The organism is Streptomyces sp. A1277 (assembly GCF_004795015.1).
Classification (GTDB): Bacteria; Actinomycetota; Actinomycetes; order Streptomycetales; family Streptomycetaceae; genus Streptomyces.
Window position 1 is genome coordinate 1 of sequence record NZ_SSBI01000063.1, and the last position, 9,838, is coordinate 9,838.

The 9,838-nt window shown below is 72.9% G+C and carries 9 protein-coding genes, 1 pseudogene and 1 riboswitch; of the genes and pseudogenes, 4 read left to right on the forward strand and 6 right to left on the reverse strand.

All coding sequences use genetic code 11. The features are described 5' to 3' along the window. Positions 1 to 40 precede the first annotated feature (40 nt). The 3 genes from E6R18_RS30820 to E6R18_RS30830 all read right to left on the reverse strand — a co-directional run bounded on the left by E6R18_RS30820 (position 41) and on the right by E6R18_RS30830 (position 3,123). Positions 41 to 832, reverse strand: coding sequence for an enoyl-CoA hydratase/isomerase family protein (locus E6R18_RS30820; RefSeq protein WP_136320177.1), 792 nt, complete (start codon positions 830 to 832; stop codon positions 41 to 43). A 150-nt stretch (positions 833 to 982) separates the two neighbouring features. Continuing rightward, positions 983 to 1,204 (reverse strand): helix-turn-helix domain-containing protein, encoded by a 222-nt coding sequence (locus E6R18_RS30825; RefSeq protein WP_018518904.1) that lies wholly within the window; start codon positions 1,202 to 1,204, stop codon positions 983 to 985. Between the two features lie 320 nt (positions 1,205 to 1,524). After that, entirely contained in the window at positions 1,525 to 3,123 is a 1,599-nt protein-coding gene (locus E6R18_RS30830; protein WP_136205958.1) for an ABC-F family ATP-binding cassette domain-containing protein, read from the reverse strand. A gap of 243 nt (positions 3,124 to 3,366) precedes the next feature. Here E6R18_RS30830 and E6R18_RS30835 point away from each other — a divergent pair, with 243 nt between their 5' ends. Next, positions 3,367 to 4,257 carry a neutral zinc metallopeptidase gene (locus tag E6R18_RS30835; RefSeq protein WP_136320178.1) on the forward strand — a complete coding sequence of 297 codons (891 nt, stop codon included), beginning with the start codon at positions 3,367 to 3,369 and terminating at the stop codon, positions 4,255 to 4,257. 118 nt (positions 4,258 to 4,375) lie between these two features. Continuing rightward, positions 4,376 to 4,474 (forward strand): annotated as a pseudogene (locus tag E6R18_RS35140) (extradiol dioxygenase); the annotation flags it as partial. A gap of 34 nt (positions 4,475 to 4,508) precedes the next feature. Here E6R18_RS35140 and E6R18_RS30845 read toward each other — a convergent pair. The 3 genes from E6R18_RS30845 to E6R18_RS30855 form a co-directional block, all read right to left on the reverse strand. After that, positions 4,509 to 5,819 carry a hypothetical protein gene (locus tag E6R18_RS30845; protein ID WP_136320206.1) on the reverse strand — a complete coding sequence of 437 codons (1,311 nt, stop codon included), beginning with the start codon at positions 5,817 to 5,819 and terminating at the stop codon, positions 4,509 to 4,511. Positions 5,820 to 6,004: 185 nt separating this feature from the next. Beyond that, positions 6,005 to 7,132: a hypothetical protein gene (locus tag E6R18_RS30850; protein ID WP_136320179.1), complete on the reverse strand. Its 1,128-nt coding sequence runs from the start codon at positions 7,130 to 7,132 to the stop codon at positions 6,005 to 6,007. A 71-nt stretch (positions 7,133 to 7,203) separates the two neighbouring features. After that, positions 7,204 to 7,854: a class II aldolase/adducin family protein gene (locus E6R18_RS30855; protein WP_136320180.1), complete on the reverse strand. Its 651-nt coding sequence runs from the start codon at positions 7,852 to 7,854 to the stop codon at positions 7,204 to 7,206. A gap of 132 nt (positions 7,855 to 7,986) precedes the next feature. On the opposite strand from E6R18_RS30855, the gene E6R18_RS30860 reads away from it, so the two are divergent. Both E6R18_RS30860 and E6R18_RS30865 read left to right on the forward strand, forming a co-directional pair. Next, complete coding sequence (locus E6R18_RS30860) at positions 7,987 to 9,267, forward strand: inorganic phosphate transporter (RefSeq protein WP_136320181.1); 1,281 nt, start codon at positions 7,987 to 7,989, stop codon at positions 9,265 to 9,267. Between the two features lie 47 nt (positions 9,268 to 9,314). Then, a complete protein-coding gene (locus E6R18_RS30865) occupies positions 9,315 to 9,548 on the forward strand; it encodes a hypothetical protein (protein ID WP_136320182.1) in 234 nt (77 codons plus the stop codon). Between the two features lie 148 nt (positions 9,549 to 9,696). Then, positions 9,697 to 9,829: riboswitch (cobalamin riboswitch) on the forward strand. Positions 9,830 to 9,838: the final 9 nt, after the last annotated feature.

Genomic DNA, 9,838 nt, shown 5'->3' on the forward strand with positions numbered 1-9,838 from the left:
GGCGCCGGCCGGCCGGGGCGGCGCCCCCGGTCAGCCGGGCTCAGTCGAGGGCGCCCGCCAGGTCGCGGAGCCGGCGGCCCTGCGCGGCCCGTTCGGCGGCGCGCTGCTCCTCGTACGTACGCGAGAGGGCGCCGCCCAGCAGGGCCTTGGTCTCGATGACCGCGTCGCGCGGAGCGGCCAGCAGGGCGCCGGCCAGGTCGCGCGCGGCGCCTTCGAGCTCGGCGGCGGGCACGACGAGGTTGGCGAGGCCGGTGCGCTCGGCCTCGGCGGCGTGGACGTAGCGGCCGGTGGCGCAGATCTCGAGCGCGCGCGCGTAGCCCACGAGGTGGACGAGGGGGTGCGTGCCGGTGAGGTCGGGCACCAGTCCGAGGCTGGTCTCGCGCATGGCGAACTGCACGTCCTCGGCGACGATGCGCAGGTCGCAGGCGAGGGCGAGCTGGAAACCCGCGCCTATGGCGTGGCCCTGGACGGCCGCGATCGACACGATGTCGTTGCGGCGCCACCAGGTGAACGCCTCCTGGTATTCGGCGATCAGCGCGTCGAGCTCGGCCTCCGGGCCGCGCCCCATGTCGAGGAAGGACGGCTCGCCGTCGAATCCCTCGGGGGTGAACGCCTGGCGGTCGAGTCCGGCGGAGAACGACACGCCTTCGCCGCGCAGCACGACGACCCGCACGCTGCCGGGCAGGGCCCGTCCGGCCTCGGTCAACGCCCGCCACAGAGCGGGGGACTGAGCGTTGCGCTTGGCCGGATTGGTGAGGGTCACCGTGGCGATCGCGTCGTCGATGGTGAGTCGTACGCCGTCCTTGTCGAGCACGGAGTCGAGCGAGGTCATGGGGAGCCTCCGGATCGGGTGCAGTCAGCACATGGAGCTAAGTGACTGAACAGTAACCACCCGATCGACCACACGATCGACCGGGTGTACGCACCCGGAACCGGTGACCCCCGGGGCAGTCCTGCGACGTGCCCCGGTCGCGACCGGCCGTCAGGCCGTCGCGGCCTTCTTGCCTCGTGTGGCGCCGCCGCGTCCGCGCAGCGTCACTCCGGATTCACTGAGCATCCGGTGGACGAATCCGTAGGAGCGGCCCGTTTCCTCGGCCAGCGCCCGGATGCTCGCACCGGAGTCGTACTTCTTCTTCAGGTCTGCCGCGAGCTTGTCGCGCGCGGCGCCGGTCACCCGGCTGCCCTTCTTCAGAGTCTCGGCCACCCGTGCCTCCTCATGGGAAGTGCGCTCTGGACTCTCATGATCACCCCTCGGGCGCTTCCTGGCCACCCATTCGGCAAGGTCTCTGCGACCGGATTCGCGCCCCGGGAGTGCGCCGAAGCGACCGGAATCCCGAATTCCGCCGCGTCCAAGGAGGCGGCCGGCGGGCCGCCCCGGAGGAACGTCCAGGTCAGAGCCCGCAAGGAAAGGGCGGCCGAAATGACTGCGCCCGGCAGCCATCTGCCGGGCGCCGCGCCGAGGTACGAGACGTACTCACGCAGATGATGGATCACCTGTAGGCCGAATGATCCAGTGCGGGGGGATCAGGCCAGGGCGACCAGGTCCCGGTAGTCCGCGCCCCAGAGGTCCTCGACCCCGTCCGGGAGCAGGATGATGCGCTCGGGCTGGAGGGCCTCGACCGCGCCCTCGTCGTGGGTGACGAGGACGACGGCGCCCTGGTACGTGCGCAGCGCGCCGAGGATCTCCTCGCGGCTGGCCGGGTCGAGGTTGTTGGTGGGCTCGTCCAGCAGGAGCACGTTGGCGGAGGAGACCACCAGTGTCGCCAGGGCCAGCCGGGTCTTCTCCCCGCCGGAGAGCACCCCTGCGGGCTTGTCCACGTCGTCCCCGGAGAAGAGGAACGAGCCCAGCGTCTTGCGGACCGCGACCAGGTCGAGGTCGGGCGCGGCGGAGCGCATGTTCTCCAGGACCGTGCGGTCCGGGTCCAGGGTCTCGTGCTCCTGGGCGTAGTAGCCGAGCTTGAGCCCGTGGCCCTGGATGATCCGGCCGGTGTCGGGCTGCTCGGCGCCGCCGAGCAGCCGGAGCAGGGTCGTCTTGCCGGCGCCGTTGAGGCCGAGGATGACGACGCGGGAGCCCTTGTCGATCGCGAGGTCGACGTCGGTGAAGATCTCCAGCGACCCGTAGGACTTGGACAGGCCCTCCGCCATCAGGGGCGTCTTGCCGCACGGCGAGGGGTCGGGGAAGCGCAGCTTGGCGACCTTGTCGGCGACCCGGACGTTCTCCAGACCGGACAGCAGCCGGTCGGCGCGCTTGGCCATGTTCTGCGCGGCCACGGTCTTGGTGGCCTTGGCGCGCATCTTGTCGGCCTGCGCGTTGAGGGTCGCGGCCTTCTTCTCGGCGTTCTGCCGCTCGCGCTTGCGGCGCTTCTCGTCGGCCTCGCGCTGCTGCTGGTAGAGCTTCCAGCCCATGTTGTATACGTCGATCTGGGAGCGGTTGGCGTCGAGGTAGAAGACCTTGTTGACGACCGTCTCGACCAGTTCGACGTCGTGGGAGATCACGACGAAGCCGCCGCGGTAGTTCCTGAGGTAGTCGCGCAGCCAGACGATGGAGTCCGCGTCGAGGTGGTTGGTGGGCTCGTCCAGGAGCAGCGTGTCGGCGTCCGAGAAGAGGATGCGGGCCAGTTCCACGCGGCGGCGCTGACCGCCGGAGAGGGTGTGCAGCGGCTGGCCGAGCACCCGGTCGGGCAGGCTGAGCGCGGCGGCGATGGTGGCGGCCTCGGCCTCGGCGGCGTACCCGCCCTTGGTGAGGAACTCCGTCTCCAGGCGCTCGTACTTCTTCATCGCCTTCTCGCGGGTGGCGCCCTTGCCGTTCGCCATCCGGTCCTCGTTCTCCCGCATCTTGCGCAGGATCTCGTCGAGGCCGCGGGCGGACAGGACGCGGTCCCTGGCCAGCACGTCGAGGTCGCCGGTGCGCGGGTCCTGCGGGAGGTAGCCGACCTCGCCGGAGCGGCTGATGGTGCCGGCGGCGGGCGTGCCCTCGCCCGCGAGGCACTTGGTGAGGGTGGTCTTTCCCGCCCCGTTGCGGCCGACGAGGCCGATGCGGTCGCCCTTGGCGATGCGGAAGGTGGCGGATTCGATGAGCAGGCGGGCGCCGGCGCGCAGCTCGATGCCGGAAGCGGTGATCACGGGAAGAACTCCAGGGCGGATTGGACGGCGGAAAAACGGCTGGCGGTTACGACTCGACGCCGTTACTCACGCACACGCACAAGGAGAATTGCCATGGGGACCAGTCTACTGGCGGTGTCCACCGACTTTTCCGCGTGCTCCGCGCGGCGCCACTCTCTCCCCGGACACGGGCATGCCGGTACGGATGACCGGATACTCGGCGAAGGGAGCAAGTGGTAACCGTTCGTAGCGGAGGGTGGTGCGATGCAGTTCGACGACGACGCCGATCTGGACACGTCCGAGGTCAGGGATGTGCGAGGCAGCCGCGTCCCGGGCGGCCGGGCCACCGTGGGCGGCGGCATCGCCGGGGTCATCGCGCTGATCCTGGGGCTGCTCTTCGGGGTCGGCCCGGATCAGCTCGGCCTCTCCTCGGGCGACCCGGCCCCGGACGCCACCGCGTCGTCGGCGGCGCAGGTCGCGCGGGAGTGCCGGACCGGGCGGGACGCCAACACCAAGGACGACTGCCGGATCGTCGCGGTGGTCAACAGCGTGCAGGACTACTGGGACCAGGAGTTCACCCGCCGCGACGCGCAGTACGCCACCGCCCGCACGGTCCTGTTCACCGACCGGATCAGCACGGCCTGCGGCTCGGCGACCTCGGCGGTGGGGCCCTTCTACTGCCCCGGCGACCGGCAGGTCTACCTCGACCTGGGGTTCTTCGACGAGCTGCGGACGAAGTTCGGGTCGAGCGGCGGCCCGTTCGCCCAGGCGTACGTCGTCGCGCACGAATACGGACACCATGTGCAGAACCAGATGGGGACGCTGGGCCGCACCCAGGACGGGCGGACCGGCGAGAACAGCAACGCGGTGAAGGCCGAACTGCAGGCGGACTGCTACGCCGGGGTCTGGGCCAACCACGCGACGACCACGCCCGACGAGTCGACCGGGCGGCCGCTGATCACCGAGGTCACCCGGGCGGACATCCGCGACGGGCTGGACGCCGCCGCCTCGGTCGGGGACGACCGCATCCAGGAGAAGTTCCAGGGCCGGGTCACCCCCGAGTCCTGGACGCACGGCTCGGCCGCGCAGCGCCAGGAGTGGTTCACCACGGGCTTCGGCAGTGGCGACATGGCCGACTGCGACACCTTCCGCTGACCCGGGCGGCTCCGGGCGCCGACGGGACGTTGTCAGTGGCCGGTGCCAGACTGAGACGCAGATCACAACCGGGGCCCTCCGACTGCCCGGGACGCACGCGTACGGAAAGGGACCGCCGCCCACCGACCAGGACCACGGTTCCCGGGACTACATGGCGCGCGACGCGGAGGGCAACGTCTGGAGGTTCGGGACGTACGCCCCGGGGGCGGCGGGCTGAGGCCGCTCCCGGGCCGGACGGGCGGGCGGCACGGTCAGGCGCCGCCGGTGTGCACCTGGAACGCCGCTTTGCGGACCGCTTTGGCGAGGGCCGGGTCGGGGTGCGCCGCGGCCAGCGCGACCAGGACCTGGACGGTGCGCGGGTGGCCGACTGCCCGCACCTCGTCCAGCAGGGCCGGGACGGTGCCCTGCACGGCCGTGTCGAGGTGGCGCACCAGCAGCCCCGTCTCGCCGTGGTCGGCGACGGCCGCAGCGGTGTCGACCCAGAGCCAGGTGGCCTCCTCGCGGCTGAGGACCTCCTGGGCGTCCTCCGGGTCCGCTCCGTCGTACTCGGCGAGCCAGAGCAGGGCGTAGGGGCGCAGCGACGGCTCGGTGGCGACGGCCCGCACCTCGGGTTCGGCCGGGGCGCCGACGACGCGGAGCGCCTCGAAGGCGAGCCCGCGCAGCAGCGCGTCCTCGCCCCGGGCGACGCCGAGCAGTTCGGCGACGGCGCTGCCGACCGGGCGGGCGGCCAGCCAGGCGCGGTATTCGGCGCGGGCGGGCCCGGGGGTGAGGCGGGCGCAGCCCAGGAGCATGTCGGCGGCGGCCTGCTCGATGTTGCCGGCCGGGCTCTGGGCGGCGACGCAGATCTGCTCCAGCTTGACCCAGACCGCCCAGTTGCCGAGCGGCGTCAAGGTGGCCTGCCCGGCGCCGAGGGTGAGCGCTCCGACTGCGGCCAGCCCTTCCAGGGCCCAGTCCAGCAGGCGGGCGACGAGCTCCGGCGAGTGGGCGGTGGGCGCGGGCTCGGCGGGGGTGGGCAGCGGCTGGGGCCCGTACGGCACCTCGCAGCGCTCCTCGTGGAGTTCCGCGACGCGCTGGCCGAGGAGGTCGAGCAGGGCGGGCACGGTGACCGGTCCCGCCGAGAGCTGGAGCAGCGAGAGGACCTGGGGCACGGCCTCGACGGTCTCGGCGACGGCGGTGGACTCGACGCCCCGGGGTGCAGGGTGAACGAGCGACCAGGCGTCGAAGAGCGCGACCCAGCCGCGGAGCACGGCGGAGTCGTCCCGGTCCCAGGCGCGCAGCCGCCAGCCGGGCCGTGCGGTGTCGCCGTGCAGTTCCACCAGGCCGGCGAGGCGGGCCCGGTCCCAGCCGCAGCGCACCTGCGCCGGGGACAACTCCAGCGCGGCGGCGGCGTGTTCCAGGGCCTGGGCGGCCAGCGGCGGGGTGCCGGGGCCCGCCCCGTCGGCCGCCCAGCGGGCGATCCGTACGGCGTCGGCGAGGGCTTTCCTGGCCTGGCGGGCCAGTTCCGCCCGGGGCGGTGTGCCCTCGGGCGGGCGCGGCGCGGGCCTGGTGCGCCGGGTCGTCACGGCCTTGCGAGCGGTGGCGAGGGGTCGCGGGCGGACAAGTCGCAGCCTGGAGTCGCGCGGGGTACGGGACGTCACGGGGAGCAGTCTTGCCCCTGACGGCCCGAAAGCCCAAACGGAACCCGGCGGGCCGGTGTTCCCGGGGCCGTGCGCCGGCCGGGACCAATCGGCCGAACCGGTGCATCCCCTCACATCAGGGGCGTGAGGAAGCGGCGCAGGGTCTCCTCGTAGTGGGCCGGGTCGGCGTTCCACATCGCCGCATGCGGAGCCCGGTCCACCCGGTGCAGGGAGACCAGGTCGGGGCGGCGGGCGGCGAGCCGGCGGGAGTTCAGCCAGGGGGCCAGCGTGTCGTCGGGGCCGTGGAAGACCAGCGTCGGGGCGTGCAGGGTCGCGGGCAGCGAGGTGTCCAGGAGCCTGGTTCCGTGCAGCCCGGTCTGGCCCTGGGCGGCGCGCACGGCGAGCGGCAGGAGGGCTGAGGGGACGCCCCGGGCGGCGGCGAGGCCGCGCAGCGTCGCGGCCCAGTCCAGTACCGGCGAGTCGAGGACGAGGCCGCAGACGCGGTCCCGGAGCGCGGAGCCGACGCAGGTGTGCAGGGCCATGGAGGCGCCGGTGGACCAGCCGTACAGGACGACCTGCTCGGCGCCGTTGCGGACGGCGAAGCGGAGGGCGGCGTCCAGGTCGCGCCACTCGGACTCGCCGAGGTGGCCGAGCCCGTCCGGGGAGCGGGGGGCGCCGGGGTCGCCGCGGTAGGCGAGGTCGAGCACGGGCAGCTGCTGTCCGTGCAGGAAGCCCATGAGGTTGAGGGGGTGCTCGCGGGTGGCGCCGACGCCGTGCGCGGTGATGACCCAGGTGGGGCGGGGCGCGGGGACGTACCAGGCGGGCAGTCCGCCGAGTTCGCCGGGGATCTCCACCTCGCGGAAGGCGAGGCCGAGCGCGGTCCCCGGGTCGCCGCTGTACACCTGGGGCGTCATGCGGACCTTGTCGCCGGGCGCCAGGATGCCGTGGTCGACGCGCTCCAGCCGGCGTACGACGGTGTCGGCGGCCTGGTGGGCGCGGTCGAGCACGGGTCCGACGACGGCGTGGACGTCCTTGCCGGTCAGCCCGTAGGTGCCGGGGCGCAGCGAGGTGAGCGACCGGGTCAGGGTGACCTGTCCGGCCGCCGTCGCGTGCACGGTGAGTTCGCGGTCGGCGGGCAGGGGGCGTCCGGACGGCGTCCTCAGGGCGAGGTCGCCGGCGAACCGGCCGGCCGCGACCGCTGCCGCACCGGCGCCGATGAGTGTGGAGACGGCCGTTGCCGTCGCGGTAACCGGGCGCACACCACCAGTGTCGGGGCGGACGCGGCGCAACGCCAGTGGGCGGGGCCGTCCGGTGGGCGGACGGGTGCGGCTCAGCCCTGCCCGTACCCCTTCAGGGCCTCCCCCACCTCGTCCAGCTGGTCCGGCGTGAGCAGGGCCGGAGAGCGGCCGGGTACGGAGCTCGCGGTGAGCCAGACCCGGCAGAGCCATTCGAGCTGGGCGGTGCGGTCGTACGCCTCGTCGAGCGTGGCGCCGTGGGTGACCGTGCCGTGGTTGGCGAGCAGGCAGCCGGTGCGGTCGCGCAGGGCGGTGAGCATGTTCTCGGCCAGTTCGGCGGTGCCGTAGCGGGCATAGGGCGCGACGCGGACGGGGCCGCCGATGAGGGCTGCGGCGTAGTGGACGGAGGGGACCTCGGTGACGAGCGTGGAGACGGCGGTGGCGTGCACCGCGTGGGTGTGCACGACGGCCGCCGCCCCGGTGTTCCGGTAGACGGCGAGATGGAGGGGGAGTTCGCTGGTGGGGGCCAGTTCTCCGAGTATCTGGTTGCCTTCCGGATCGACACCGACCGCGTCCTCGGGGCCGAGCCGTTCGTACGGCACTCCGCTGGGGGTGACGAGCACGGTGTCGCCGACCCGTGCGGAGACGTTTCCGGAGGTGCCGACGACCAGCCCCTCGGCCGCCGTCCTGCGGGCCGTGGCGACGACCGCGTCCCAAGCCCGTGCGATCGCATCCCGGTCGCTCATACGAAGATCCTTTCGATGGATGAGCGGCCCGCTCCGGATGGGGTCACCGCAACGCCCTGCTCAGTTCATCTTCCGTTCACTCAAGTTGCCTACGTTCCACGTGCCAATGACGTCGAACGATTGCCTGGGTAAATGGAACACATCACGCTGCTGCTCGCGATAGTGATCGCGACGGCTCTAGTGTTCGATTTCACGAACGGTTTCCACGACACCGCCAACGCGATGGCCACCACCATCTCGACCGGCGCACTCAAACCCAAGACGGCGGTCGCGATGTCCGCCGTTCTCAATCTGGTCGGCGCGTTCCTGTCGGTGGAGGTCGCCAAGACGATCTCCGGCGGGATCGTCAATGAGGACGGCCTCAGAACCGAAGTCATCTTCGCGGCGCTCGTCGGCGCCATCCTGTGGAATCTTCTGACCTGGCTGGTCGGGCTCCCGTCCAGCTCCTCCCACGCACTGTTCGGCGGCCTCATCGGCGCCGCCGTGATGTCCGCCGGCTGGTCGTCGGTGAACGGCGGCACCGTGATCACCAAGGTGCTGCTGCCCGCCGTCGCCGCCCCGATCGTGGCCGGTCTGGCCGCGCTGCTGGCCACCCGGCTGACCTACCGGATCGGCGGGAAGATCCGCAACGACGCCCAGGAGAAGGCGACCGCCAAGGGCTACCGGGCCGGCCAGATCGCCTCGGCCGGGCTCGTCTCGCTCGCCCACGGCACCAACGACGCGCAGAAGACCATGGGCATCATCACGCTGGCCCTGGTCACCGGCGGCGTCCTCTCCCCCGGCTCCAACCCGCCGGTCTGGGTCATCGTCAGCGCCGGCATGGCCATCGCGCTCGGCACCTACCTGGGCGGCTGGCGCATCATCCGCACCATGGGCAGCGGCCTGACCGAGCTGAAGCCGCCGCAGGGCTTCGCCGCCCAGACCAGCGCGGCCACCGTCATCCTGGCCTCCTCGCACCTCGGCTTCTCCCTCTCCACCACCCAGTCCTGCTCCGGCGCCGTGATGGGCGCGGGCCTCGGCCGCAAGGGGGGCGTGGTCCGCTGGTCCACCGCCACCCGGATGTTCGTCGCCTGGGGCCTGACCCTGCCGGCCGCCGGCCTGGTCGGCGCGGGCGCGGAGTTCCTGACGAAACAGGGCACCTGGGGCGTCGTGGTCGTCGCGGCCCTGCTGCTCGCCGGTTCCGCCGTTATCTGGGTGCTCTCGCGCCGCAAGCCCGTCGGCCACGGCGACGTCGCGCCCGGCTCCGGGGACGAGGTCCCGGCCGAGCCCGCGGGCGTCGTCACCACCGCCATCGCGGCCGTCAGCCCGCCGCCCACCGCGGCCGCCCAGGCCCAGGCGCACGAGCTCACCGCCACCATCCCGGCCCCCGCCGCACCCGTCGCCGCCGACCCGCCCCGGCCCGCCACGGTCTGAGCGACCCGGCACTCAGAGATCCCGGTACTCCGGTAAGGACACTCCGCATGAACATCGACTGGGCAGCCCTGGGGACCGTCTTCGGCGTCTCCCTCGTCACCACCGTCGCTCTGGTGGGCCTCTTCACCCTCGGCATCGTCGGCCTCTCCAAGCAGCCGGAACCGGCCGCGCAGGGCGGACCCGCGGGCACCTCGCTCCTGCTGGCGCGCGCCGGTGCGTACGTCTGCTTCGGGCTGTGCGCGGCGGCGGTCGCCTACGGCATCTACCTGATCGTCGCCTGACACCTCCGCCCCTGCGCATCGGGCCGGACGCACCTCGTGCGCGTCCGGCCCGATGTGCGTCTGCGCACACTGCGCCGCCGCAGGTCAACGGCGAGTTGACGGGCGTTCGCGGGGCGTGGTGGACTGCCGGAGCCATTATGGCGACAGCAGAGGAAGCCGGTGCGAATCCGGCGCGGTCCCGCCACTGTCACCGGGGAGCGGTCCCCCACCACCGCACGTCACGGCCCGCGGAAGCGGGCTGGAAGACCGGGGGCACCGCCGATCCGGAAGCCAGGAGACTCTCGTCGCCG

Bases quoted from the DNA above. Each gene is read 5' to 3' on its own strand.
- E6R18_RS30835 (WP_136320178.1), top strand. From the start codon at position 3,367: ATGCAGTTCGACGACGACGCCGATCTGGACACGTCCGAGGTCAGGGAT.
- E6R18_RS30855 (WP_136320180.1), bottom strand. From the start codon at position 7,854: ATGAGCGACCGGGATGCGATCGCACGGGCTTGGGACGCGGTCGTCGCC.
- E6R18_RS30865 (WP_136320182.1), top strand. From the start codon at position 9,315: ATGAACATCGACTGGGCAGCCCTGGGGACCGTCTTCGGCGTCTCCCTC.
- E6R18_RS30860 (WP_136320181.1), top strand. From the start codon at position 7,987: ATGGAACACATCACGCTGCTGCTCGCGATAGTGATCGCGACGGCTCTA.
- E6R18_RS30820 (WP_136320177.1), bottom strand. From the start codon at position 832: ATGACCTCGCTCGACTCCGTGCTCGACAAGGACGGCGTACGACTCACC.